The sequence below is a fragment of the Terrabacter sp. GCM10028922 genome (genome assembly GCF_042666095.1).
GTDB lineage: Bacteria > Actinomycetota > Actinomycetes > Actinomycetales > Dermatophilaceae > Terrabacter.
This window is the reverse complement of the sequence record NZ_JBHTFG010000036.1, coordinates 303,782-328,740: the sequence shown is the minus strand read 5'-3', so window position 1 is coordinate 328,740 and position 24,959 is coordinate 303,782. Positions and strand designations below refer to the sequence as shown.

Genomic DNA, 24,959 nt, shown 5'->3' with positions numbered 1-24,959 from the left:
GGCGGGCGGGGCGACTGCGGACGTTCCCGCGCGGTGGGCCTGGCGCTCGCCGCTAACCCGCGATCACGACGACGAGGGTGCGGGGACCATGCACGCCTTCGACCCGGTCGAGCTCGATGTCGCTGGTCGCCGAGGGTCCGCTGACGATCGTCAGTGCCCGCTGAGGGTCGACCCGCCTCAGACCTTCGGGGACGGTCTGGACCACGTGCATGGCGCGGACCACGCAGACGTGCGTGTCCGGGACCAGCGTGATCGCCCGTCGTCCGCAGACGCCGGCCCCGTCGAGGATGATGCTGCCGGTCTCGGCGACCGCGACCACTGATCCGGTCACCACCGCGGGGATGCCGTCGAGCAGGCGGGCACTGATCGACGCCTCGTCCACCACCACGTCGGCCAGACGGCTGGTCCACTCCGCGGGAACGCCAGGCGGTGCCACGACCCGGCCGATGTCGCGGACGGTCAGGGCGTCGGCGATGGCCTGACCGATCGCGTCGTCGTCCCCCTCGGCAACCCGGACCACCGTGGCGCGGTAGTCCTCGAGCCGGCCGATGAGCTGCCTGACGAGCTCGGGGTCGCCCGGGGCACGTGCGCCCTGCTGGCGGTAGGTGCGCGGCACCTCCGGTGCGGATGGCGCGTCGCCCAGGGCCCCGCGGATGCGCGACAGGATCTCCTCGCGAGCCGTCACGACGAGGGTCCTCTGGTCCGGGTCCACCAGTCGCGGAAGGACTCAGCCGGCGGACGCGGTGCGTCGCGCGAGGCCGTCCACCCGTTGAGCGGCGGGGGGAGGGGAAGGAGGGGCTTTCCACGTCGTATGCCGTGTCGTGCCAGCGCTGCTGCACGTCCCGCCCGGGCGAAGCGGGCCGGGTCTGCCATGGACCAGGCGACAGCCTTCATCGCTGCCGCCTCGGGCGTGGGTAGCCGATGGGTGGCGGCGTGAGCCTCGGTGTGCTCGGCGCGCAGCTGCACGAGGATCTCGGGGATGTTGATCTTCACGGGGCACACGTCGTAGCAGGCGCCGCACAAGGTCGAGGCGTACGGCAGCGAGTCGTTGGGATCGTCGCCCCCCGTGAGGCCGGTGAGGAGCGGGGTGAGGATGGCGCCGATGGGTCCGGGATAGACCGAGCCGTAGGCGTGGCCTCCCGTGCGCTCGTAGACAGGACACACGTTGAGGCACGCCGAGCAGCGGATGCAGTGCAGGGCGGTGCGGCCGAGCTCGTCGGCCAGGGCCCGGGTGCGGCCGTTGTCGAGCAGGACGAGGTGGAACTCCTGGGGCCCGTCGCCGGGAGTCACGCCGGTCCACGTGGAGGTGTAGGGGTTCATGCGTTCGCCCGTCGAGGATCGCGGCAGGAGCTGGAGGAAGACCTCGAGGTCACGCCACGACGGGACGACCTTCTCGATCCCCATGACCGTGATCAGGGTCTCGGGCAGGGTCAGGCACATGCGTCCGTTTCCTTCGGACTCGACCACGGTCAGCGTGCCCGTCTCGGCAACGGCGAAGTTCGCGCCGGACACCGCAACCTTCGCGCGCAGGAACACCTCGCGGAGGTGCGTGCGTGCGGCGGCGGCCAGGACCGCCGGCTCGTCGGTCAGAGCCGGGTCCACCCCGGGCATCTCGCGGGCGAAGATCTCGCGGATCTCCGCGCGGCCGCGGTGGATGGCGGGCACGAGGATGTGGGACGGCTTGTCGTGCCCGAGCTGGACGATGAGCTCCGCCAGGTCGGTCTCGTGCGCGATGACACCTGCGGCCTCGAGGGCCTCGTTGAGCCCGATCTCCTGGGTCACCATCGACTTGACCTTGACGACCTCGTCGGCTCCCGTCGCCCGGACCAGGTCGGTCACGATCCGGTTGGCCTCGGCGGCGTCACGGGCCCAGTGGACCGTCCCGCCGCGGGCGACGACGTTCGTCTCGAGCAGCTCGAGCAGCTCAGGCAGCCGGGACATCGCGTCGGCCTTGATCGCAGAGCCCGCGGTCCGGAGCGCCTCCCAGTCGGGGACCTCGGCGACGACATCGGCGCGCTTGGCCCGGATCGTCGAGGTGGCGTGGGCGAGGTTGCGCCGCAGCTGCGTGTCGGCCAGGGAGTCGCGGGCCGCGGCCGGGAACGGTCGGTCGCCGGTGAGCTGACCCACTGCCGTGTCGGCTGCCGGGCCGCGCACCGGAACCCCCGGCATACCGAGAAACGTGGTCACGTCGAGCTCGCAAGGATCTCGGCGAGGTGCACGGGCCGCACCCCGGTCCTGAGCCGGGAGAGCCCACCTCCGATGTGCATGAGGCAGGACGCGTCACCTGCGGTGACGACCTCGGCGTGGGTCGCGAGGACGGACGACATCTTGTCGGCGAGCATCGCGGTCGACGTGTCTGCGTTCTTCACGGAGAAGGTGCCGCCGAAACCACAGCAGGAGTCCGCGGCGGGCAGCTCGACGAGATCGATCCCCCGAACGGCGCGCAGCAGGCGGAGCGGGCGGTCCCCGACACCGAGCAGCCGCAGCGAGTGACACGTGGGGTGGTAGGTGACCCGGTGCGGGTAGGCGGCACCGACGTCGGTCACGCCGAGCACGTCCACGAGCAGCTCGGAGAGCTCGAAGGTGCGCGCTGCCACGGCCTCGGCCCGCACGGCCAACGCCTCGTCGCCCTCACGCCGCGCGAGTGCGGCGTGCTGGTGGCGCACCGAGCCGACGCACGAGCCGGAGGGTGCGACGACGGCCTCGCAGCCCTCGGCGAGAACACGCTCGAAGACGTCGACGTGGTGACGTACCAGCCGGGCCGCATCGTGCTGGTAGCCGGTGTTGGTGTGCATCTGGCCGCAGCACGTCTGGTCCTGGGGGAAGACGACCTCGTGTCCGAGTCGCTCGAGGACGGCCACCGTCGCCTTGCCGACCTCGGGAAAGAGGACGTCGCCGAGACAGGTGACGAAGAGCGCGATCCTCATGCCCGCCTCCGAGTGGATGCCGGCGCGGATGTCGACGCGCGCGCGACGAGCTCGGGCGGGAAGACGACGTGCTGGTGCTCGTGCCCGGAGCTGCGGTCTGCCTCGTCGGCGAGCAGGCGAGCAGCGGTCTGGCCGAGCAGGTGCCGCGGTTGTGCGACCGAGGTGAGCGGGACCGCTGCGGCGGAGGCGAACTCGATGTCGTCGTAGCCGACGATGGCGACGTCGTCAGGGACCCTGACGTCGTGCTGCGTGAGGTGCTGGAGCAGGCCCAACGCGAGCAGGTCGTTGGCGCAGAACACGCCCGTCGGCCTGGTGCGGCGGGGGAGGCCCAGAAGGCGCTCGCCGGCCCGGCGACCCTCGGCGATGGTGAGAGCCGTGGTGCGGATCAGGGTCAGGGCGCTCTCGGGGAGCCCCGCCGCCGTGGTCGCCCCGACCGCGCCGATCTCGCGGTCGCGTACCTGCGGGATGTCCCCCGGCCCACCGACGAAGGCGAGGCGCGTGTGACCGGCCTCGACGAGGTGGGTGACCGCCAGCTCGCCGCCGGCGACGTCGTCGACGCCGACCGTGCACCAGTCGGCGCTGTCGCCCGGGGCACGATCGACGAGGACGACGGGCACGCCGGCGTCGCGCAGCCGCTGGAGCCGGGGGTTGGCGTAGTCCATCGCCGTGATGAGGACGCCGCGGGCCCGCAGCTGCGTGAGCTGCTCGAGGTACTGGTCCTCGCGGTCGACGTCCTGGTCGCTGTTGCAGATGAACAGGGCCAGGCCCTCGGCCTTCGCGACGTCCTCGATGCCGCGCGCGACGTCGGTGAAGAACGGGTTCGTCGCGTCGAGCACGACGTAGGCGATCGTACGGGAGCGCCCGGCCGCCAGCTGTCGCGCCGACGCGTTGGGCACGAAGCCGAGCTCCGCGATCGCCGCCTCGACCTTGGCTCTGGTCGCGGCCCGAACCGCGGCCGGCCGGTTGAGGACGTTGGACACGGTGCCGAGGGACACCCCGGCGCGTGCTGCGACGTCCTTGATGCTCACCGTGGCCATGGGTCCTCCCCTCGTCGCAGAAAGGTATCGCGCCGCAGCCCGGTTCGGACGGGAGGCAGTCACGACGGAGTGTGCACGCGCAGCGCCTGCGTGCCCGCCAGATCGGTCCGGACCCGCTCCAGGGTGTCCGGCACGGCACCGAGCGCCCGGGCCTGGACGAGGACGTTGCCGAGCGCGGTGGCCTCGACGGGCCCGGCGACGACGGGCAGCCCCGTGAGGTCGGCGGTGACCTGGCACAGCAGGCGGTTGCGCGAGCCGCCGCCGACGACGTGGATCACGTCCACGCTCGTCCCGGCGAGGTCGGCGGCCTGCCTCGTCGTCGAGGCATAGGCCGCCGCGAGCGAGTCGAGGATGCAGCGCACCGTGTGGGCGGGGTCGGGGAGAGGACGTCCGGCGGCGGCCGCGATCCGTTCGGGCATGTCGCCGGGCGGGATGAAGGCATCGTCGTCGACGTCGACGACCGGCCCTCCGGAGGGGAGCCGTTCGGCCGCGGCGAGCAGTGCGTCCAGATCGTGAGGGCCCCCGCGATCGCCCCATGTTCGCAGCGACTCCTGGAGGAGCCACAGCCCGCCGACGTTGCGCAGGAAGCGGGTCCGCCCGTCGACGCCCCCCTCGTTGGTGAAGTTGGCCGTCCGGCTCGCAGGGGTGATGACGGGGGCGTCGAGCTCCAGCCCGGCCAGCGACCAGGTGCCACTCGAGACGTAGGCGAAGCGGCTCGTCGTGGCGGGCACGGCGACGACGGCGGAGGCCGTGTCGTGCGAACCGACAGCGGTGACCAGGGTGCCCCGACGCAGTCCGGTCTGCTCGACGGCCGCGCTCGTCAGTGGTCCGATGACCTCTCCGGGCGCGACGAGAGCAGGCAGCAGACGGCCGGGGATGTCGAGCCGGTCGAGCAGGTCCGTGGCCCAGGACCCGGTGCGCACGTCGAGCAGGCCCGTCGTCGAGGCGTTGGTGGTCTCGGTGCGGAGCTCGCCCGTGAGACGGTGTGCCAGCAGATCCGGCAGCAGGACGACGTGGGCCACCCTGTCCCACAAGCCTGCTGCCTTCTCGGCCTCCAGCTGGTACACGGTCGTGAACGGCAGGAACTGGAGCCCGTTGACCGTATACAGCTCCTCCTGGCTCACACGCTCGTGCACCCGCTCGATGGCAGGCCCGGTGCGCCCGTCGCGGTACGAGACGGGCTCCGCCAGGAGCCTGTCGTCGCCGTCGAGCAGGGCGTAGTCGACGGCCCAGGTGTCGATGCCGACGGACTCGGTCTGGGGAAAGTGTCGCGCGAGCAGGCGTAGTCCGGTGAGGACCTCGGACCACAGCCGGGTGAGGTCCCACCGCAGGTGGCCGTCACGCTGGACCGGCCCGTTCGGGAACCGGTGCAGCGTGTGCAGCGTGGTGCAGGGCCCGTCGACGACGCCGGCCATGACCCGGCCACCGGAGGCGCCGATGTCGACGGCGCCGAAGACGCGTGCAGCCATGGCGTCAGCGCAGGAACGCGGCGGCGACACCGGCGTCTACGGGGACGTGCAGACCTGTGGTGTGGCTGAGCTCGTCGGAGGTGAGGACCGCCGCGGCGTTGGCGACGTGCTCCGGCAGCACCTCGCGGCCGAGCAGGGTGCGCTTGGCGTAGTAGGCGCCGAGCTCCTCCTCGGGCACGCCGTAGACGGCTGCGCGCTGGGCGCCCCATCCGGCCGCGAAGATGCCGCTGCCTCGGACGACACCGTCGGGGTTGATCCCGTTGACCTTGATGCCGTGCTCGCCGAGCTCGGCTGCGAGCAGCCGCACCTGGTGAGCCTGGTCGGCCTTGACCGCGCTGTAGGCGATGTTGTTGGGGCCGGCGAAGACGGAGTTCTTCGAGGAGATGTAGAGGATGTCGCCGCCGAGCCGCTGGGCGATCATCGCCCGCGCGGCAGCCTGGGCCATGAGGAAGCTTCCCTTGGCCATGACGTCGTGCTGGAGGTCCCAGTCGGCCTCGGTCGTCTCGAGCAGGGGCTTGCTCACGGACAGGCCGGCGTTGTTGACGAGCAGGTCGAGGCCGCCGAAGGCGAGCAGCGTGGCGTCCACAGCCGCCCGCACCTGGTCGGCGTCGGTGACATCGGCCTGCACGCCGACGGCGACGTCGATGCCGCCGATCTCCTTCGCGGCATCCTGCGCCTTGGCGAGGTCGAGGTCCGCGATGACGACGCAGGCGCCCTCGGCGGCCAGCCGCGTCGCGATGGCCCTGCCGATGCCGCTCGCGGCGCCGGTGACGAGGGCGATGCGCCCCGCGTGGCTGCGCGGCTGCGGCATCCGCTGGAGCTTGGCCTCCTCGAGCGCCCAGTACTCGATCCGGAACTTCTCCGCCTCGTCGATGGGGGCGTAGGTCGAGACGGACTCGGCGCCGCGCATGACGTTGATGGCATTGACGTAGAACTCGCCGGCGACGCGGGCGGTCTGCTTGTCCTTGCCGTAGGAGAACATCCCGACGCCGGGCACGAGCACGATGGCCGGGTCGGCCCCGCGCATCGCCGGCGAGTCCGGGGTGGCATGGCGCTCGTAGTAGCCCTCGTAGTCCTCCCGGTATGCCGTGTGCAGCTCACCGAGCCGCGCGACCGTCTCGTCGATGGTGGCGTCCGACGGCAGGTCGACGACGAGGGGCTTGATCTTCGTCCGCAGGAAGTGGTCGGGGCACGACGTGCCGAGACCGGCGAGGTGGGCGAGCTTGTCGCGGCTGAGGAACTCGAGCACGACGTCGGCATCGCTGAAGTGGCCCACCATCGCGCGGTCCTGCGACGCGACGGCCCTGATGTGGGGAGCCAGTGCGGCGGCCTTGGCGCGCCGCTCGGCCTGCGGCAGGGCGGCATACCCGGGAACCTCTGCACCGAAGGGCTCGGCGCTGCCGTGCTCGTCGAGGTAGGCCTGCGCGGTCTCGATGATCCAGAGGGAGTTGGCCTCGGCCTCCTCGCTCGTGTCGCCCCACGCGGTGATGCCGTGGCCACCGAGCACCGTGCCGACGGACCGGGGGTTGGCGGCCTTGATCGCGGCGATGTCGAGGCCGAGCTGGAAGCCGGGACGCCGCCACGGCACCCACACCACGCGGTCGCCGAAGATCTCCTTCGTCAGCTGCTCGCCGTCCTTCGCCGTGGCGACGGCGATGCCGCTGTCGGGGTGGAGGTGGTCGACGTGAGGGGCGTCCACGAGCCCGTGCATGGCGGTGTCGATCGAGGGCGCGGCGCCGCCCTTGCCGTGGAGGCAGTAGTCGAAGGCTGCGACCATCTCGTCCTCCCGGTCGATGCCGGGGTAGACGTCGACGAGGCTGCGCATCCGGTCCAGACGCAGGACGGCGAGCCCCGGCTCGGTGAGGGTGCCCAGGTCACCCCCCGAGCCCTTGACCCAGAGCAGGTCGACCTGCTCGCCGGTGACGGGGTCGGTCTCGGTGCCCTTGGCGGAGGTGTTGCCCCCGGCGTAGTTCGTGTTGCGGGGATCGGTCCCGAGGCGGTTCGAACGGGCGAGCAGCTCGGCAACGGCGGTGTTGGTCATGGCGGTCTTCCTCGGGTGCGGGAGTGCAGGGGTTCGGGAGTGCGAGGTGCGGGACTGGGGAGGCGGGGCGTGGGCGGTGCGGCCGTCAGGCGCCCCAGCCGGCCTGGGCGCCTCCGACGCGGTCGGCGACGATCTGGTCCTGGTAGCCGCTCGCGGCGTAGGCCTTCATGGGATCGGCGGGCAGGCCGCGGCCGGTGCGCCACTCGGCAAGGTCGGGGCGCACGTCGGTGTAGAACGCGTCCATGAGGACGGCGTTGCCACCCAGGACGTCGCCGCTGCGCTCGGCCTCGGCGAGGGCGTCACCATCGACGAGCAGCGCCCGGGCGGTCATCTCCTGCACGTTGAGCACCGAGCGGATCTGGCCGGGGATCTTGGCCTCCACGTTGTGACACTGGTCGAGCATGAAGGCGACCTCGCTCTGCTCGCCGAGGCCGCCGCCACGAATCACCTCGTGGAGGATGCGGAAGAGCTGGAACGGGTCGGCCGCGCCGACGATGAGGTCGTCGTCGGCATAGAAGCGGGAGTTGAAGTCGAAGGCGCCGAGGCGTCCGAGGCGGAGCAGCTGCATGACGATGAACTCGATGTTCGTGCCGGGCGCGTGATGGCCCGTGTCGAGGCAGACGACCGCCCGGTCGCCGAGCGCGACGCACTGGGCGTAGGACGTGCCCCAGTCCGGCACGTCGGTCGCGTAGAAGGCCGGCTCGAAGAACTTGTACTCGAGCACGAGCCGCTGCTCGCCGGAGAGGCGGGCGTAGATCTGTGCGAGGGAGTCGGCGAGGCGGTCCTGCCGTTCGCGCAGGTCGCCCTGGCCGGGGTAGTTGGTGCCGTCGGCGAGCCAGATCTTGAGGTCCCGGCTGCCGGTGACGTTCATGATGTCGATGCACTCGACGTGGTGGGCGACCGCCTTCGCGCGGACCCGCTCATCCACGTGGGTGAGGCTGCCCAGCTTGTAGTCGTCGTCCTGGAACGTGTTCGAGTTGATCGTGCCGAGCCGCACTCCGAGGTCGTCCGCGAACCGGGCGAGCTTGTCGTAGTCGTCGACGCGGTCCCACGGGATGTGGAGGGCGACGGACGGGGCCAGGCCGGTGAGCCGGTGGACCGTCGCGGCATCGGCGAGCTTCTCCTCGACGGTACGCGGCGTGCCCTCGGTGCCGAACACCCTGAAGCGGGTGCCGGAGTTGCCGAAGGCCCAGGAAGGGAGCTCGATCGCCTGCTGCGCGAGCCGGCCCGCGATGTCGCTGAATGTCGTCATTGGTCATCCTGTCGTGGATCGAGCCGGCTGCTTCCGCATGAAGCGTTTCAGAAATGTGGATCTGAGTAAAGCGCAGGCTGCTTCCGGCGGTCAACCCCGTCCTCGAGGAGCTCGCAGAATTCTGGTACTCATCGAGCATGATCTTCGAATGTCTTGGGCGAGCCGTTGACAGACTGGGTCGCGGACCCTACCGTGAAGCGACCGAATGAAGCGATTCAAAATCGGTGACACGCCATCGCGGTTACGCGCCCCAACGCTGTGGAGGTACCCCATGAAGAGTTCCCGTTCGAGGCTGACGATCGCGATGGTCGCGGCATTCGCTCTCGTCCCGCTGGCCGCCTGTTCGAGCTCGTCGGGCTCAGGCGACTCATCCGGCGGTGGCAAGACGGAGATCACCCTGCTCACCGACAACGCGGAGACCACGGTCAAGCCCGCGAAGGCCGTGATCGCGGCCTTCGAGAAGGCCAACCCGACGATCACCGTCAAGACCGAGACCCGGCCGGGTGGCTCGGACGGCGACAACCTCGTCAAGACCAAGCTCTCGACCGGCGACATGGCAGACGTGTTCTGGTACAACTCCGGGTCGCTCCTGCAGGCACTCAGTCCCGAGAAGACGCTCGTCGACCTCACGAACGACCCGGCGCTGAAGGACACCGACCCCTCGTTCCTGCCGGCGGTCACCCAGAACGGCAAGGTCTACGGCGCACCGTGGGGCACGGCCATGGGCGGCGGCATCCTCTACAACAAGGACGTCTACTCCCAGCTAGGCCTGTCGGTACCCAAGACGTGGGCCGAGTTCGAAGCGAACAGCGAGAAGATCAAGGCCGCCGGGATCACGCCGGTCCTGGGCACCCTCAAGGACACCTTCACCTCGCAGCTGTACGTCCTCGGCGACTTCCACAACGTCGCCGCCTCGAACCCCGAGTGGGCGGACGAGTACACCGCGAACAAGGTCAAGTACGCCACCGACCCGGTCGCTCTCAAGGGCTTCGAGAAGGCAGCGGAACCCAAGCAGAAGGGCTGGCTCAACAGCAGCGCGGGCTCGACGACGTTCGCCCAGGGCATCAAGCTGCTGGCCCAGGGCAAGGCGGCGCAGTACCCCATGCTGACGTTCCCCATCTCGACGCTGTCGCCGGAGGACGCCGCCAAGATCGGCTTCTTCGGCATCCCCGGTGACGACGCCAGCAAGGCCGGCGCCACCATCTGGGAGCCGGGCGGCCAGTACATCCCCAAGTCGAGCAAGAACGTCGAGGCGGCCAAGAAGTTCGTCGCCTTCGTCGCCTCGACCGCGGGCACCGAGGCCTTCTCGTCCGCGGTCCCGCCGACCGGTCCGTACCTCGTCAAGGGCTCGAAGCTGCCCGACAACGCCCCGCCGGTGGCGAAGGACATGCAGGCCTACATCGACTCCAAGACCTCGACCCCGGCCCTGGAGTTCGTCTCCCCGGTCAAGGGCCCCTCACTGGAGCAGATCATGGTCGCGATCGTCACCGGCCAGACCTCGCCCCAGGACGGAGCGGCCCAGTACGACGCCGACGTGACGAAGCAGGCCAAGCAGCTCGGACTACCGGGATGGTGATCAGCTCGCGGGCTGCGAACGCTCGCACGACCGACCCCCGCGGGGACGCGGGGGCCGGTCGGCCCGGTCGGCCCGGTCGGCCAGGCCGGAAGCAACCTCGACCCAGCAGCGTCCGTGACGTCAAGGCGCACACCTACCCGTACTGGTTCTACGCGCCGGCGGGCGTCGTCTACGGCCTGATCTTCCTCGTCCCCACGTTCATCGCCTTCTACTTCGCGTTCACACGGTGGACCCTCTTCGAGTCGGAGTTCATCGGGCTCGACAACTTTCGTCAGTTCTTCTCCGAGCAGGCACTCGTCAGCGGCCTGAAGAACACCCTCATCTACGCCGTCGTCACGAGTGGGCTCAAGGTCGTGCTCGGGATGCTCCTCGCCGTCCTGCTCACCGGGCCGATCCGCTCGCGCGGCCTGATGCGTTCGGTCATCTTCTTCCCCGTCCTCGTGAGCACCGTCGCCGTCGGCATCACCTTCAGCGTGCTGCTCCAGCCCGACTTCGGGCTCGTATCCATCGTGCTCGCCAAGGTCGGGATCACCTCGCCCGACTGGCTGGGCGACCCCGGCACGGCCCTGCTCTCGGTGGCGCTCGTCGACGTGTGGAAAGGCGTCGGGCTCGCCACCCTGATCTACATCGCCGGGATCCTCGCGATCCCCAGGGACTACTACGAGGCCGTCGACGTCGACGGCGGCGGGGCATGGACGAAGTTCTGGAACGTCACGGTGCCGCTGGCCAGGCCGGCAACGTTCACCGTCATCCTGCTCTCGCTCATCGGCGGGCTGCGGTCCTTCGACCTCATCTGGACCATGACCGGAGGCGGTCCCGGCTTCAGCAGCGACGTCATCGCCTCGATCATCTACAAGACCTACCAGGCGGGCTTCTTCGGTCTCTCGACCGCCGGCAACGTCGTCCTCTTCATCCTCGTCACGCTGATCGTCTATCCGCTGTCGCGCTACTTCAACTCCCGGGAGGTCGAGTCATGAGAGCCCTCCGACGCACCTCGCTGGAGGTCGTGGCGCTGCTGGTGGCCGCCGTCGTGTTCATCGTCCCGTTCGTCTTCATGTTCCTCACGGCCTCCAAGGACGAGTCGGAGTCGTCTGACCTCACGTTCACGCTTCCGACAGAGTGGAAGATTCTCGAGAACATCAAGGAGGTCTTCGCCGCCCGGGACGGCATCCTCGTCACGGCCTTCCGGAACAGCATCATCCTCACCGTGGTCTCCGTGGCGATCCTCGTGGTGCTCTGCGCCATGGTCGGCTACGTCATCCAGCGCCGACCGGGCCGCGCCGCGAACATCGCGAACGTGCTGGTGCTGTCGGGCCTGATCATCCCGCCGGCAGTAGTCCCGACGATCTGGGTGCTGCAGCAGATGCACATCTTCAAGACGCTGCCCGGACTCATCCTCGTCGAGGTCGCCTTCAACATGTCGTTCTGCGTGCTGCTCTTCCGGGCGTTCGTCGCGGCGATCCCGCGCGAGCTCGACGAGGCGGCCATGATCGACGGGTGCACGGGGCTGTCCCTGTTCTTCCGCGTCATCTTCCCGTTGCTGCGCCCGGTCACCATCACGGTGGTGCTGACCTCCTCGGTCTTCATCTTCAACGACTTCGTGAACCCGCTGTACTTCCTGCCCGGCGACGAGAACGCGACCGTGCAGCTGACGCTCTACAACTTCCTGAGCCAGTTCAGCACGCAGTACAACCTGCTCTTCATGAACATCGTGCTCGTCACCGTGCCGCCACTCGTCCTCTTCATCTTCTTCAACCGCAAGATCGTCGCCGGCATGACGTCCGGCGCCGTCAAGGGCTGAGCCCAGGCGCGCTGCCACGTCGACCCGTGTCGGCGGTGTGGCCTCCCGACGTACCTGACATGCCCCTCCGTACCGAAAGGCCACCATGACCCACGACTGGACCGCAGACCTCATCGCTCCGGACCAGGACTTCGGCGGAGCACCGCTGCTGCGCAAGGAGTTCACCCTCGACGGCGGTCACGGGAGCGTCGCCGAGGCGACGCTCCACGTCACGGCGCACGGCATCGTCGAGCCCACGCTCAACGGCGCAACCGTGTCCGACGAGGTCCTCACGCCCGGCTGGAGCAGCTACGAATGGCGGCTGCGGTACCGCTCCTACGACGTCAGCGACCTCGTGGCGCAGACGTCGGTGCTGGGCCTGGCCCTCGGAAACGGGTGGTTCAGGGGCAGACTCGGGTGGAGTGGCGAAGGCGCCTTCTACGGCTCCGAGCTCGCCGGACTGGCGGAGCTGTACGTGGTGTTCGCCGACGGTCACCGCCAGGTGGTCGGCACCGACACGACGTGGCAGGCGGGACCGTCCGACACCGTCGCGAACGACCTCTACGACGGCCAGACGATCGACGCCCGGCTCGCCGCGACCGAGTGGGCGGCCCCGGGTGCGGCGCTGCCCGGCTGGGTGGGCGTGCACACGGTGGAGCACGACGTGGCCCGGCTCCAGCCGTACGTCGGACCGCCCGTGCGCCGTCAGGAGGTGCTGCGCCCGGTCAGGGTGTGGACCTCGCCGGCCGGCGCCACCCTCGTCGACTTCGGGCAGAACCTCGTGGGCTGGGTGCGCTTCACGGTGCAGGGGCCGGCCGGGACGGAGGTCACCGTGCGGCACGCGGAGGTGCTCGAGCACGACGAGCTCGGCACTCGTCCGCTGCGCTCGGCGAGGGCCACGGACCGCATCATCCTCAGCGGGGGAGTGGACTCCTTCGAGCCGACCAAGACGTTCCACGGCTTCCGCTACGCCGAGGTGAGCGGCTGGCCCGGGGCGCTGACGGCTGACTCGATCGAGGCGGTCGTGGTGCACTCCGACCTGCGCCGCACCGGAACCTTCGAGTGCTCCGACCAGCTGCTCAACCAGCTGCACGACAACGTCGTGTGGGGTCTCAAGGGCAACTTCCTCGACGTGCCCACCGACTGCCCGCAGCGCGACGAGCGGCTGGGCTGGACGGGCGACATCGCCGCCTTCGCCCCGAGCGCCGCCTACCTCTACGACGTCTCCGGCTTCCTCGGCAGCTGGCTGGTCGACGTCGACCTCGAGCAACGGCATGCCGACGGACTCGTCCCCTTCGTCGTGCCCGACGTGCTCAAGTACATGGGGGTCCCGGAGGACTTCCCCGACCCGGACAGCACGGCCATCTGGAGTGACGCGGCAGTATGGGTGCCGTGGGCCCTGTGGGAGGCGTACGGCGACCGAGAGGCGCTCGCGCGACACTACCCGGCCATGACGGCCCACACCCGACGCGTCGAGGGGCTGCTCTCCGACACCGACCTGTGGGACACCGGCTTCCAGTTCGGCGACTGGCTCGACCCGCAGGCGCCGCCGGACGACCCGATCAAGGCCAAGGCCGACAGCGGTGTCGTGGCGACCGCCTGCTACTACCGCACGTTGCGGCAGGTGTCGGCTGCGGCCGAGGTGCTCGGGGAGACGGACGACGCCGGCTACTTCGCGGCGCTCGCGGACCGCGTGCGATCCGCGTTCGGCAAGCACTACGTGACCGACGGGGGACGGATCACCAGTGACTGCGCCACGGTGTACGCCCTGGCCATCGCCTTCGACCTTCTCGACGGTGCGGACCGGCAGGGTGCGGGCGACCGGCTCGCTGAGCTGGCGCGCGCGAACGGCTACCGGATCTCGACCGGGTTCGCGGGGACGCCCTTCGTGACCGGGGCGCTCTCGGCGACCGGTCACCTCGACGACGCCTACCGGCTGCTGCTCGAGCGCGAGTGCCCCTCGTGGCTGTACCCCGTGACCATGGGGGCCACGACCGTCTGGGAGCGCTGGGACTCGATGCTGCCCGACGGCACGATCAACCCCGGGGAGATGACGAGCTTCAACCACTACGCCCTGGGCGCGGTCGCTGACTGGATGCACCGGACGATCGGCGGCATCGTCCCGCTGGCGCCCGGGTACGACCGGGTGGCCATCGCGCCGCAGCCCGGGGGAGGCCTGAGCTGGGCCAAGGCGTCGCTGCGGACCCGGCGCGGCCTCATCGCCACCCACTGGTCCATCGACGATGAGACCATGACCCTGCACCTGGAGGTCCCGGCCGGGGTCACCGCGGTCGTGCGGCTGCCAGGAGGGCAGGACGAGGAGGTCGGCGAAGGCCGACACGACTTCAGCCGGCGAAGGGAGACCCCGTGACCCGCGCGACGATGACGCTCGACGTGGATCGGCTGCTGGCCGAGCTCACGCTGGAGGAGAAGGCGGCGCTGACCAGCGGGTCGTCGTTCTGGTACACACGGGCAGTCGAGCGGCTGGGCATCCCGAAGATCATGGTGTCCGACGGCCCGCACGGACTGCGAGCCCAGCCCGGGGTCGGGGACCACGTCGGGCTGGGAGGCAGCCTGCCGGCAACCTGCTTCCCCACCGCGTCTGCCATCGCGTCGTCGTGGAACCCCGAGCTGCTCGGGCGGGTCGGCGCCGCCCTGGCCGCCGAGGCCCGAGCCTGCAACCTGTCTGTCATCCTCGGCCCCGGAGTCAACATGAAGCGATCGCCGCTCTGCGGGAGGAACTTCGAGTACTTCTCCGAAGACCCGTACCTTGCCGGCGAGCTCGGAGTCGGCATCGTCGATGGGATCCAGTCCAACGGGGTCGGCGTCTGCGTGAAGCACTTCGCAGCGAACAACCAGGAGGACGACCGGCTGCGCGTCGATGCACAGGTCGACGAGCGGAGCCTGCGCGAGATCTACCTGCCCGCGTTCGAACGCATCGTCACCTCCTGTCGGCCATGGACGGTCATGTGCTCCTACAACAAGATCAACGGAGTCTCCGCCTCGGAGAACACGTGGCTGCTGACCACGGTGCTGCGCGACGAGTGGGGCTTCGACGGACTGGTGGTGTCCGACTGGGGCGCCGTGTACCACCGGGTGCCGGCACTCCTCGCCGGTCTGGACCTCGAGATGCCACCCAGCCTGCCTCGCAGCCCCGACCGGGTCGCGGCCGCCGTCGCAGCCCGGGAAGTGCCCGAGGACGTCCTCGACCGGCGGGTGCGGGCGGTGCTCGAGCTCGTGTCGAAGGGGTCGGCTGTGCTCGACCTGGACGAGGACTTCGACGTCGACGCTCACCATGCCCTCGCCCGGGAGGCGGCCGCCGAGTCCATCGTGCTGCTGAAGAACGAGGATGACCTGCTCCCGCTGTCGCGGGGGAGTCGCGTCGGCGTCATCGGAGAGTTCGCGAGGACCCCGCGGTTCCAGGGGGCAGGCAGCTCCCAGGTCAACCCGACCAAGGTCGACGTGCCTCTCGAGGAGCTCCGCACGATGCTCGATGTCGCCGGCTTCGCACCGGCCTACGGCATCGGTGACACCAGCCAGGATGACCGGCTGCGTGACGAGGCCGTCGCGCTGGCGCGCGACTGTGACGTCGTGGTCATGTTCCTGGGACTGCCCGGCGCGGACGAGTCCGAGGGGTTCGACCGGACGCACCTGAACCTGCCGTCGGCACAGCTGGAAGCCCTGGCCGCGGTCAGCGAGTCGAACCCCAACGTGGTCGGCGTCCTGGTCAACGGCTCGACGGTCGTGCTCGACCAGGTGGTACCGCGGGTGTCCGCGCTCGTCGAGGCCTGGCTGGGCGGTCAGGCGGCGGCAGGTGGGATGGCGGACGTTCTCACCGGCGTCGTCAACCCCTCCGGTCGGCTCGCCGAGTCCATTCCCCACCGTCTGGAGGACAGCTCCTCGTTCCTCAACTTCCCCGGGGACTCGCAGGTCGTGCGCTACGGGGAGGGCATCTTCATCGGGTACCGCGGGTACGACCAGAGCCGCCTGGAGGTGGCGTTCCCGTTCGGGTTCGGGCTGTCGTACACGACGTTCGACCTGGCCGACCTCACCGTTTCGACGTCCGGTTCTGTCGCGGACGACAGCTTCGTGGCTCGGGCGGAGGTCACCGTCACGAACACGGGCACGCGAGCCGGGGCGGAGGTCGTCCAGGTCTATGTCCGGGACGTCGTCTCGAGCGTCAGCCGCCCGGTCCGCGAGCTCAAGGGGTTCACGAAGGTCTGGCTGGAGGCGGGTGAGAGCAAACGTGTCCAGGTGGTGCTGGACCAGCGGGCCTTCGCCTTCTGGTCGATCCAGCTTCGACGCTGGGTGGTCGAGGCAGGAGAGTTCGCAGTCGAGGTCGGTCGGCACTCTCGCGACCTGGCCCTTTCCGAGGTCATCATCGTGGCCGCGCCCTCGATCGCACCGCCCCTGACTCGCGATTCAACGCTGCATGAATGGCTCGCGGATCCGGTTGCGCGTCACCTGATCCGCCAACTGGTCGAGGAGGGAGGTCCGGACCCGGCGGCGGACGAGGAGCTCGTGAAAGTCATCGGCACGATGCCCATGAGCACGATCGCGTCCTTCGAAGGGCCGAACTTCGTCGACCACGACACCCTCGACCGTCTCGTCATGGCCTGGAACGAGCGCGCAGAAGCGACCTGACCGTTCGTGATGGCGTCGTCAGGGGCTCGAGAGGCCCGCCAGCGGTCCGTCCGGTCGCGCCCGTGGCAGCTCGGGCTCGTCGGTGGCCTCGCTCCGACGGCGCTCGAGCTCCTCCTCGAGCTGCTGGGCCAGACGGGCTGTGCTCGTCCGCATCACATCGTCCAGCCAGGCCGACAGCTGCTCCATGATGGCGCGCTCCTTCGCCGTCCTCGGTGCGGCGAAGCGCTGGTGCAGGATCGTCCCGTCGGACGTCGGCTCGAACTCGGTCGTCGCCAGGAAGCGGACCGGCCCCATCGGCGTCGGGACGGTCGTCCGGTTGGTGAAGTAGTCGTAGGGGCGCCAGTCGAGGAGCTCCTCGATGGTCGCGTTCTCGCCGTGCATGCAATGGTTGGTGGCCCCGACCCCGCGCCGGTTGCCACTGGCGATCAGCTCGACCCCGGTCACCCCGAGCTGCCACGCCACCCGTCGGCCGGGCGTCGTGACGAACTCCCACGCGACCTGCGGCGGGGCTGAGGTGGGTGTGTCGAGACGGTAGGCCGCGTGACCCTCGTCGACGAAGACCCGGGTGCGCTCCTGCTCCTCGCGCCAGCGTCGGTCGAGGTCGTGGACCCACAGACCCACGGCGCCGATGTGCTCGTACGTCTCGGTGATGGCACGCATGCCGAGTGCCGAGACGTCGACATCCATCGCATCGACACACTGCTGGCTCAACAGCGCATAGGCCTTGAGGCCCGTCGACGCGACCACGTCGTTCTTGAGAAGGCGGTGGACGAGGATGACGTCTGGGCCGAGCAGCTCCTCATGGCCGGCGACCCGCTGGCGAAGGATCGTCCCGTGGTGCACGACGAACTTCAGGCCGAGGTCGGGGATGCGCACGCACGCGTTGCAGTCGCACGAGCTCGCCTGCCTCACGTCGCGGCGACGCCGTCGGAAGCCGAAGTAGCAGCGCTCGATCGTGTCGAGCAGCAGCGACCCGTCCAGCTTGTCGGTGACGGCGTACGTGAACGCGGCGTCGCCCTCGAGCTTGGCAAGACGGAAGGCGGGTCGCAGCGCGCTGACGATCGTCCCCACCAGGTCGGCGAGGATGTCCTGCGCGTGGTCGAGCTCGACTCCGGCGAGGTAGCCCGTGTACCCGGAGATGTCGGCGATCAGGAGACACGCCGACTCGGTGGCGTGCGGCGACACCTCGCTGACCGACGCGGGCGCACGAGGAGAGTGACCGGCTGCGGGATCCATCCGTCCTCCTCAACCACGGTGAGCGGCGACAAGCGGTGGGGGTCGGGCAACGACTCCGGAACTCGAAACGTCGGTAGCAGCCCTCCCGAGGGCAATCTACTGCTGCTGGCACGTGCCCGCAGCCGCCCGGGGGCCACCCGCACGTCCTCGTGTCCGGGCATCCGGGCGACCGGCGTGGACCGGGCCGGGGGACCCCTGCCCGGTCACTGTCCGCCAGTGCCGAAGCCGACGCCCGCCATCCCGTCGGATCCGGCGGCGTGGCCCGACGACGGGTGCAATGATGCGATGTGGTCGCTTCACATCCCGACGTGCCACTCGTCGGCCGACGGCGAGAACTGACCGCCCTGCGGGATGCGGTCACGAGTGCCGCCGTGGGCCACGCCAACGCCATCCTGCTCGCGGGAGAGGCGGGAGGAGGCAAGTCGCGCCTGTTGGGCGCGCTGGTCGACGACCTACCTGACCCGCAGGCCCTGGTGCTCCGAGCGCAGTGCGTCGACCTCGGCGGCCCGGGGCTGCCCTACCTGGCGCTCGTCGACCTCGTCCGAGCGGTGCAGGCGGCCGCCGCCCTCGATCCCGAGCTCGCGGCCGTGCTGGACAGGGCTCCGTTCGTCTCCGCGTTGGCGGACCCGAGCGCCGCACCCGACGAGACGGTCGACGAGTCGAGGCCGCTCCGGCTCTTCGACGCGATGGCCACCCTGCTGGGGGAGCTCGGTCGCGTTCGCGGTCCTGTCGTCGTGACGGTCGAAGACCTTCAGTGGCTCGACTCGTCATCGACGAGCTTCCTCAGGTTCCTGCTGAGCCGGATGTCCTCCGAGCGTCTGGCCGTGGTGGCGACCGTCCGGACGGACGGTGTGGCCGCACGTCCCCGGGTGCGGCAGCTGCTCAGCGAGCTCGGTCGGCTGCCGACCGTGCGGCGCCTCGACCTCGAGCCGTTCTCCGCAGCAGAGGTGGCTGAGTTCCTGGGGCTGTTGGACGGCGACCCGCCAACCGTGGAGGTCGCCGCCGAGGTGGCCCGCCGGACACGCGGGAACCCGTACTACATCCAGGCTTTGGCGGCAGCCGTCGGGGGCGTAGCGCGCGTCGAGGAGGCACTCCCGCGAGCGCTGGCAGACCTGCTGGTCGGCGCGCTGGACAGGCTCCCGGACGACGCGCGGAACATCGTGCGGGCCGCCGCGGTCGTGTCGCACCCCGTCCCGGACCACGTGCTGCGCAGTGTGGCGACGTTGGACCAGGCCGCGACAGAAGCGGCGGTGCGCGTCGCCATGGGGGAGGGCCTGCTGACCGCGGACAGCGCTGGATACTCCCTCACCCACGACCTCCTCCGCGCTGCCGTGTACGCGGACCTGCTGCCCGGCGAGCGGGCCCGGCTGCATGCGGCTTACGGGGCCGCGCTCGAGGCGGCGACCGGCGGCCGGGCCCCGGCCGCCGAGGTGGCCCATCACTATGCCGAGGCGCAGGACGCGCCGAAGACGTTGGAGTGGTCGGTCCGGGCCGCCGAGGACGCGATGCGTGTGCTCGCGCCGAGCGAGGCCCTGGGTCATCTGGAGCAGGCGCTGGCGGTGTGGCCCGGGGTTCCCAGTGCCGCCGCGGTCGCCGGGGTGTCCCACGGTGGCCTTGCGACGCGTGCGGCCCGCGCGGCGGGCCTCGCCGGCGAGACGTCCCAGGCGATCGAGTGGGCGGGTCGGGCGATCCGGCTCTGCGACGCCGACAGCGATGTCGCTGGGGCGGTGCAGTCGCGCGCTGAGCTCGTTCGCCAGCTCGTCGCGATCGACGCCACCGACCAGGTGGTCACGTTGGCGGAGGAGGCCGTGCGGCTCACGGAGTCCTCTCCGACCGACGCCGGCCTGACCGCGCTCGCGCACGTGGCCCTGGCGAGGGCCCTGCTCGCGGCCCGTCGCACCCGTGAGGCGCGGCCGCAGGCGGAGCGCGCGGTCGCAGAGGCGAACACCGCCGGCGAGCGAGCGCTGGAGGTGGACGCACTCACGACCGCGGCGTTCCTCGACGAGATCGACGGCGACCGCGAGGGGGCGGCCAAGCGGCTGCGCAACGCAGCGCAGCTGGCACGCGCCGAGGGCGAGCTGGCCGCCGAGCTCCGCGCGCACTACACGCTTGCCTGCCTGCACTACTACAACGGTGACGTCAGCGCTTCGCTGCCGGTGCTCCAGGCCGCGATGAGCCGGGTCACCGAGAGCGGCCTCCGGTGGAGCGACCCCGGCGTCGAGCTGCGGGTGCTGCTCGCCGTCTCGCGCTACACAGCCGGTGACCTGCACGGGAGCCTGGAGGCCGCAGCAACGTCCGGGCGCCGACCACCCGATGCCGCGGCCGCCCGTCTTGCCGCGGTGAGCTGCTATGCCGCCGTGGCCCTGGGCCTCGCAGACGCGGAGCGTCGGTTGGCCGACCTGCACCACAGCTGGGGCGTCCACCCGCAGGTCGCTCTGGTTGCCGGCGGATGCGATGCCGATCGGCTCGCGTGGGCTGGCGACTCCACCGCGGCGGTCGCGGCCGCCGAACGTGCACAACAGCACCTGGACTCGGCTGTCGGTGAAGGCATGTACGGCGGACTGTGGCTCTCGGCCATCGGGTTGGCCGCACTGGCCGATGGTGCTGCCCTGTCTCGGCAGCGGCGCAACGACGCGGAAGTCGCCGTCGCGCTCCGGCAGGGTGAAACCGTCATCGGCCGGGTCGAGCGGATCGTCGAGGGTGGACGCGGCAGGCCGGGTGAGCTCGGGCCCGAAGGCCTCGCGTGGCGTGCCCGCGCCGTGGCAGAGCACGCGCGACTCCAGGGGCGACCCGCCGTGCAGGAGTGGCTGGCTGCGCTGGATGCGTTCGGCTACGGGCACGTCTACGAGCAGGCCCGCTGCCACTGGCGGCTCGCCGAGGCCCTCGTTGCGGCCGGCGACCGCGACGCGGCTCGCGCGCATGCCAGCGAGGCAGCGGCCTCAGCGGAGCAACTGGGGGCGCTCCCGCTCCAACGCGCCGTCGCAGGGACGGTGAGCGCCGCGCGGCTGGCCGTGACGACAGGTGGAGGGGTCCCGGTGCTGACCGGGCGCGAGCGGGACGTCCTGGCCCTCGTGGCGGAAGGGCTGACCAACCGGGAGATCGGTCGGCGACTGTTCATCAGCGAGAAGACGGTGAGCGTGCACCTCAGCAACCTCATGGCCAAGCTCAACGTCTCCAGCCGGACCGAGGCGGTCACGGTCGCCGTCCGGCGCGGGCTCCACGACGTGCTGGGCTCCACGCCGTCTGCCTAGGGGTTGCCTGCCTGGCCGACCTCGGCCCACATCTGAGGTCCGACTGCGTGATCTCCTCATGTCTCCAACCTGGCCTCAGCTCCAGAGTCGAAGCCATGCCGACCCGCACGGTGCGGGGGCGACGAGGAGGAACAGGACATGCAGGTTTCACGGTACGAGAGGCTGGCTCGTGAGCTGGGCGGGCCGGTCTTCCCTGGTGACGACCCGGCAGCCGCGGACGAGACAACGGCCTTCAACACGGCGGTGACGCACCGACCCGCAGTGGTGGTCGCCGCCCGCAGCGCTGCTGACATGGCGGCAGCGGTGCGCTACGCGGCGCACCAGGGTCTCCCGGTGTCCGTCCAAGCCACCGGGCACGGGGCCGCCGAACCCGCCGACGGCACCGTGTTCGTCTCGACGAAGGCGATGCAGGGGGTCCACATCGACCGGGCCGCGCGGTTGGCGAGGGTCGAGGCCGGCGTCCGCTGGCGGACGGTCATCGATACCGCCGCACCCTTCGGCCTCGCGCCACTGTCCGGGTCGTCGTCCGGCGTCGGGGTCGTCGGGTACACGCTTGGCGGGGGGATGGGTCATCTCGCACGACGTCACGGCTTCGCCGCAGACCTCGTGCGCTCCGTCGAGATGGTCAGCGCCGACGGCGAGATCCGGACGGTCACGGCCGACAGCGACCCGGAGCTGTTCTGGGCGGTGCGCGGCGGCCAGTCGAGCTTCGGCCTCGTCTCTGCGCTGGAGTTCGACCTGGTGCCGGTGCCGGAGTTCTTCGGCGGCGCCCTGGTCTTTCCGTCCGAGGCCGTCGAGGACGCGCTGCACGCGTTCTCGCACTGGGCACCGACGATGCCCGAGGCGGTCACCACGTCGGTGGCGCTGCTGCGCCTGCCCGCGATCGAGGAGGTGCCCCCGCCACTGCGGGGAGTGGTCAGCCTGGCGCTGCGCTTCGGGTTCGCCGGTCCATCTGACCGCGGCGAGGCGCTGATCGCGCCGATGCGCCGGGTGGCGCCACCCGTGCTGGACTCCGTGGCGCCGATGCCTTTCGCCGCCGTGGACGCCATCCACATGGACCCCACGGAGCCGATGCCGGCGGTCACCCGAGGCGGTCTGCTGCGGGAGCTGTCACCTGCGGTGGTCGAGACCCTGCTCGCCGTCGCCGGTCCCGGGGTCGACGTGCCGCTCGCCATGGTCGAGCTGCGCTTGATGGGTGGCGCCCTCGCCCGGCCGCCGAAGGTCGAGAACGCGGTGGCCGGGCGCGACGGCGCCTACTCGCTCTCGGTCATCGCGCCGGCGCCCCCGCAGCTCACCGACATCGCCCCGGTCGTTGCGGGCGGTGTCGTGGACGCCCTCGAGCCGTGGTCGACGGGCACGTCACTCGTCAACTTCGCAGGCAACGGAGGCGAGGCAGCGCTCCGCCGCGCATGGAGCGGGGACACTCTCCAGCGGCTGCGCCGGATCAAGGCGGCCGTGGACCCGACCAACCTCTTCGGCGGCGCCCTCACCGTTCGTGAGCCCGCATCGGCAGGTGCCCGATGAGCCGGCCGGTCGTGGTCGTCGCGCCGGGTCAGGGAGACCGTGTCGGCAATGTCGAGTTCCTGGCACGCAGCGACGACACGCCGTTCTTCAACCTGGCGATCGTCACGCTCGAGCCCGGACAGGGGGTCAGCAGCCACCGCCACGAGGGGGAGGACGACTCCTTCCTCGTGCTCGAGGGAACCCTCAGCCTGACCGTCGGCGAGGACGCCCGTCAGGTGCAGGCCGGGCCGGGCACCTTCGTGCTCGTGCCGTCCGGCACCCCGCACGCCATCGTCAACGCCGGCCACGCCGACGTGCGGTTCCTCAACGTCCACGCCCCTGGCGGGTTCGACCGGCGCATCGGGCTGGCCGACCGACGACGCCTCGCCGTCAGCTGAGCCCGCGAGCACTGCCAGCGCAACACGTTCACCCTTCCCGCTCGATGCTCGGCGGGAGTCCACAGCACCACAACACCTTCTGGAGGAATGATGAACAAGACCCTGCGTGGCGTCCTGGCCCTCGGGGCCGCCCTGGTACTCACACCCGCGGCCCTGGCCGCGGTGGCGCTGCCGTCCGCCGAGCTCGACGGCCGCGGTGACTCCGTTGCCGCCATCCGGGCCGCGACGGCGCCGTACCACGACGTGGAGGCTGCGATCGCTGCCGGATACCTTCCGACCGACGAGTGCGTCGCGGCCCCGGCTGGAGCCATGGGATACCACTACGTGAAGCCCTCCCTGCTCGGGCAGCCGCCGGACCTGCGTCGGCCCTCGGTGCTGCTCTACCTGCCCACGGGCGACGGTCTGAAGCTCGGCGGGGTCGAGTGGGTGCAGGCCGACGGCGATCAGGACCCGACGACCGACACCGACCGGCCCTCGCTGCTCGGTGTCCCGTTCGCCGGCCCCATGCCGGGCCACGGGCCCGACCAGCCCGTCCACTACGACCTGCACGCGTGGGTCTGGCAGAACAACCCCGCTGGCATGTTCGAGCCGTTCAACCCGAGGGCGTCCTGCTGAGTCGCCGGCCCGACCTCCCGTGAGGTCGGGCCGAGCGCTGCGCGCCCGACACAGCCGGTACGTCATGGCCCGACCTCGCTCGAGCGGCCCCAGTGCCGGGGCGACAAGCAGTGTGCAACGTGGTTGCAACGTCGCCAGACCTAGCGTCGCTCTCGATCACGACAACGACGTCCAAGGAACTGACATGGCAACCATGCACGCAGCAGTTGTTCGCGCTTTCGGCTCAGAGCTCACGATCGACGACGTCCCGGTGCCGACGCCCGGCCCGGGGCAGGCGCTGGTGAAGCTCGTCACCAGCGGCGTCTGTCACACCGATCTGCATGCCGGGGAGGGGGACTGGCCCGTGAAGCCGAAGCCCCCGTTCATCCCCGGTCACGAAGGCGTCGGCGAGGTCGTCGCCTTGGGCGACGGCGTCACCAACCTCGAGATCGGCCAGCTGGTGGGCAACGCCTGGCTCTACTCCGCCTGCGGCGACTGCCAGTACTGCAAGACCGGCTGGGAGACCCTGTGCGAGAACCAGCAGAACGCCGGGTACAGCGTGGACGGCTCGTTCGGCGAGTACATGCTCGTCGATGCGAAGTTCGCGGCGATCATCCCTGAGGGTGCGGACCCGGTGGAGGTTGCGCCGGTGCTGTGCGCGGGCGTCACCGTGTACAAGGGGCTCAAGATGACGGAGGCCAAGCCGGGCCAGTGGGTCGTCATCTCCGGCATCGGCGGGCTCGGCCACATCGCGGTGCAGTACGCCAAGGCGATGGGGCTGCGGGTGGCCGCGGTCGACATCGCCGACGACAAGCTCGCCCTGGCCGAGAAGCACGGGGCGGAGCTGCTGGTCAACGCGCTCGCCGAGGACCCGACCGAGGCGGTCCAGAGAGTGACCGGTGGGGCGCACGGGGTGCTCGTGACCGCGGTCCACCCGTCGGCGTTCGGCCAGGCCATCCACATGTCTCGACGCGGCGGCACGATCGTCTTCCTCGGCCTGCCCCCGGGCGACTTCCCGGCGTCGATCTTCGAGATCGTCCTCAAGGGGCTCACCGTGCGTGGATCCATCGTCGGCACCCGCCAGGACCTGGCGGAGGCCCTCGAGTTCTACGCCCGCGGCCAGATCCACGCGACGGTGGCCACTCGCGAGCTCAGCGAGATCAACGCCGTCTTCGACGAGATGAGGCACGGGAAGATCGACGGCCGCGTCGTCATCAGGTACTGACTGGGCCGGCCACGGCAGCAGTCAGG

18 protein-coding genes are annotated in these 24,959 nt (G+C 70.5%); 10 read left to right on the top strand and 8 right to left on the bottom strand.

Annotation, left to right across the window (positions count from 1 at the left end):
• Positions 1-52: 52 nt before the first annotated feature.
• The 7 genes from ACFQU3_RS24070 to rhaI all read right to left on the bottom strand — a co-directional run bounded on the left by ACFQU3_RS24070 (position 53) and on the right by rhaI (position 8,726).
• Entirely contained in the window at positions 53-685 is a 633-nt protein-coding gene (locus ACFQU3_RS24070; RefSeq protein WP_385914604.1) for a lactate utilization protein C, read from the bottom strand.
• Positions 682-2,187 (bottom strand): lactate utilization protein B, encoded by a 1,506-nt coding sequence (locus ACFQU3_RS24065; protein ID WP_385914601.1) that lies wholly within the window; start codon positions 2,185-2,187, stop codon positions 682-684. Before ACFQU3_RS24065 ends, ACFQU3_RS24070 begins: the two co-directional genes overlap by 4 nt.
• Positions 2,184-2,927 (bottom strand): (Fe-S)-binding protein, encoded by a 744-nt coding sequence (locus ACFQU3_RS24060; protein WP_385914598.1) that lies wholly within the window; start codon positions 2,925-2,927, stop codon positions 2,184-2,186. The genes ACFQU3_RS24065 and ACFQU3_RS24060 overlap by 4 nt, the downstream gene beginning before the upstream one ends.
• On the bottom strand, positions 2,924-3,964 hold the full coding sequence (locus ACFQU3_RS24055; RefSeq protein WP_385914595.1) for a LacI family DNA-binding transcriptional regulator: 1,041 nt from the start codon (positions 3,962-3,964) through the stop codon (positions 2,924-2,926). The genes ACFQU3_RS24060 and ACFQU3_RS24055 overlap by 4 nt, the downstream gene beginning before the upstream one ends.
• A 59-nt stretch (positions 3,965-4,023) precedes the next feature.
• Positions 4,024-5,433: a rhamnulokinase family protein gene (locus ACFQU3_RS24050; RefSeq protein WP_385914593.1), complete on the bottom strand. Its 1,410-nt coding sequence runs from the start codon at positions 5,431-5,433 to the stop codon at positions 4,024-4,026.
• 4 nt (positions 5,434-5,437) lie between these two features.
• On the bottom strand, positions 5,438-7,474 hold the full coding sequence (locus ACFQU3_RS24045) for a bifunctional aldolase/short-chain dehydrogenase (RefSeq protein WP_385914591.1): 2,037 nt from the start codon (positions 7,472-7,474) through the stop codon (positions 5,438-5,440).
• Between the two features lie 85 nt (positions 7,475-7,559).
• The gene (gene rhaI, locus ACFQU3_RS24040; protein WP_385914589.1) at positions 7,560-8,726 is read right to left on the bottom strand and encodes an L-rhamnose isomerase; all 1,167 of its coding nucleotides are present in this window, start codon (positions 8,724-8,726) and stop codon (positions 7,560-7,562) included.
• Between the two features lie 271 nt (positions 8,727-8,997).
• Here rhaI and ACFQU3_RS24035 point away from each other — a divergent pair, with 271 nt between their 5' ends.
• The 5 genes from ACFQU3_RS24035 (at position 8,998) to ACFQU3_RS24015 (ending at position 16,726) form a co-directional block, all read left to right on the top strand.
• The gene (locus ACFQU3_RS24035; RefSeq protein ID WP_385914587.1) at positions 8,998-10,302 is read left to right on the top strand and encodes an ABC transporter substrate-binding protein; all 1,305 of its coding nucleotides are present in this window, start codon (positions 8,998-9,000) and stop codon (positions 10,300-10,302) included.
• Entirely contained in the window at positions 10,296-11,279 is a 984-nt protein-coding gene (locus ACFQU3_RS24030) for a carbohydrate ABC transporter permease (RefSeq protein ID WP_385914585.1), read from the top strand. The genes ACFQU3_RS24035 and ACFQU3_RS24030 overlap by 7 nt, the downstream gene beginning before the upstream one ends.
• On the top strand, positions 11,276-12,103 hold the full coding sequence (locus ACFQU3_RS24025) for a carbohydrate ABC transporter permease (protein ID WP_385914582.1): 828 nt from the start codon (positions 11,276-11,278) through the stop codon (positions 12,101-12,103). The genes ACFQU3_RS24030 and ACFQU3_RS24025 overlap by 4 nt, the downstream gene beginning before the upstream one ends.
• An 85-nt stretch (positions 12,104-12,188) precedes the next feature.
• Positions 12,189-14,453 (top strand): family 78 glycoside hydrolase catalytic domain, encoded by a 2,265-nt coding sequence (locus tag ACFQU3_RS24020; protein WP_385914579.1) that lies wholly within the window; start codon positions 12,189-12,191, stop codon positions 14,451-14,453.
• Positions 14,450-16,726: a glycoside hydrolase family 3 C-terminal domain-containing protein gene (locus tag ACFQU3_RS24015; protein ID WP_385914577.1), complete on the top strand. Its 2,277-nt coding sequence runs from the start codon at positions 14,450-14,452 to the stop codon at positions 16,724-16,726. Before ACFQU3_RS24020 ends, ACFQU3_RS24015 begins: the two co-directional genes overlap by 4 nt.
• An 18-nt stretch (positions 16,727-16,744) precedes the next feature.
• On the opposite strand, the gene ACFQU3_RS24010 is transcribed toward ACFQU3_RS24015, so the two are convergent.
• Positions 16,745-17,962, bottom strand: a complete 1,218-nt coding sequence (locus ACFQU3_RS24010; RefSeq protein ID WP_385914575.1) for a DUF2652 domain-containing protein — start codon at positions 17,960-17,962, stop codon at positions 16,745-16,747.
• Between the two features lie 308 nt (positions 17,963-18,270).
• Here ACFQU3_RS24010 and ACFQU3_RS24005 point away from each other — a divergent pair, with 308 nt between their 5' ends.
• From ACFQU3_RS24005 to adhP, 5 genes are all read left to right on the top strand, one after another.
• Complete coding sequence (locus ACFQU3_RS24005) at positions 18,271-21,213, top strand: AAA family ATPase (protein ID WP_385914572.1); 2,943 nt, start codon at positions 18,271-18,273, stop codon at positions 21,211-21,213.
• Positions 21,214-21,351: 138 nt separating this feature from the next.
• Positions 21,352-22,737 (top strand): FAD-binding oxidoreductase, encoded by a 1,386-nt coding sequence (locus ACFQU3_RS24000; RefSeq protein WP_385914569.1) that lies wholly within the window; start codon positions 21,352-21,354, stop codon positions 22,735-22,737.
• The gene (locus ACFQU3_RS23995) at positions 22,734-23,114 is read left to right on the top strand and encodes a cupin domain-containing protein (RefSeq protein ID WP_385914566.1); all 381 of its coding nucleotides are present in this window, start codon (positions 22,734-22,736) and stop codon (positions 23,112-23,114) included. Before ACFQU3_RS24000 ends, ACFQU3_RS23995 begins: the two co-directional genes overlap by 4 nt.
• Before the next feature lie 87 nt (positions 23,115-23,201).
• Positions 23,202-23,729 carry a hypothetical protein gene (locus tag ACFQU3_RS23990; protein WP_385914564.1) on the top strand — a complete coding sequence of 176 codons (528 nt, stop codon included), beginning with the start codon at positions 23,202-23,204 and terminating at the stop codon, positions 23,727-23,729.
• Between the two features lie 193 nt (positions 23,730-23,922).
• Positions 23,923-24,933 carry an alcohol dehydrogenase AdhP gene (gene adhP, locus ACFQU3_RS23985; RefSeq protein ID WP_385914783.1) on the top strand — a complete coding sequence of 337 codons (1,011 nt, stop codon included), beginning with the start codon at positions 23,923-23,925 and terminating at the stop codon, positions 24,931-24,933.
• The last annotated feature ends 26 nt before the right edge of the window (positions 24,934-24,959 follow it).

What these genes read in the sequence shown, in the direction of transcription:
- ACFQU3_RS24060 (WP_385914598.1), bottom strand. Translation starts at nt 2,927, where the DNA reads ATGAGGATCGCGCTCTTCGTCACCTGTCTCGGCGACGTCCTCTTTCCC.
- ACFQU3_RS24055 (WP_385914595.1), bottom strand. Translation starts at nt 3,964, where the DNA reads ATGGCCACGGTGAGCATCAAGGACGTCGCAGCACGCGCCGGGGTGTCC.
- ACFQU3_RS24050 (WP_385914593.1), bottom strand. Translation starts at nt 5,433, where the DNA reads ATGGCTGCACGCGTCTTCGGCGCCGTCGACATCGGCGCCTCCGGTGGC.
- ACFQU3_RS24045 (WP_385914591.1), bottom strand. Translation starts at nt 7,474, where the DNA reads ATGACCAACACCGCCGTTGCCGAGCTGCTCGCCCGTTCGAACCGCCTC.
- rhaI (WP_385914589.1), bottom strand. Translation starts at nt 8,726, where the DNA reads ATGACGACATTCAGCGACATCGCGGGCCGGCTCGCGCAGCAGGCGATC.
- ACFQU3_RS24035 (WP_385914587.1), top strand. Translation starts at nt 8,998, where the DNA reads ATGAAGAGTTCCCGTTCGAGGCTGACGATCGCGATGGTCGCGGCATTC.
- ACFQU3_RS24030 (WP_385914585.1), top strand. Translation starts at nt 10,296, where the DNA reads ATGGTGATCAGCTCGCGGGCTGCGAACGCTCGCACGACCGACCCCCGC.
- ACFQU3_RS24025 (WP_385914582.1), top strand. Translation starts at nt 11,276, where the DNA reads ATGAGAGCCCTCCGACGCACCTCGCTGGAGGTCGTGGCGCTGCTGGTG.
- ACFQU3_RS24020 (WP_385914579.1), top strand. Translation starts at nt 12,189, where the DNA reads ATGACCCACGACTGGACCGCAGACCTCATCGCTCCGGACCAGGACTTC.
- ACFQU3_RS24010 (WP_385914575.1), bottom strand. Translation starts at nt 17,962, where the DNA reads ATGGATCCCGCAGCCGGTCACTCTCCTCGTGCGCCCGCGTCGGTCAGC.
- ACFQU3_RS24000 (WP_385914569.1), top strand. Translation starts at nt 21,352, where the DNA reads ATGCAGGTTTCACGGTACGAGAGGCTGGCTCGTGAGCTGGGCGGGCCG.
- ACFQU3_RS23995 (WP_385914566.1), top strand. Translation starts at nt 22,734, where the DNA reads ATGAGCCGGCCGGTCGTGGTCGTCGCGCCGGGTCAGGGAGACCGTGTC.
- ACFQU3_RS23990 (WP_385914564.1), top strand. Translation starts at nt 23,202, where the DNA reads ATGATGAACAAGACCCTGCGTGGCGTCCTGGCCCTCGGGGCCGCCCTG.
- adhP (WP_385914783.1), top strand. Translation starts at nt 23,923, where the DNA reads ATGCACGCAGCAGTTGTTCGCGCTTTCGGCTCAGAGCTCACGATCGAC.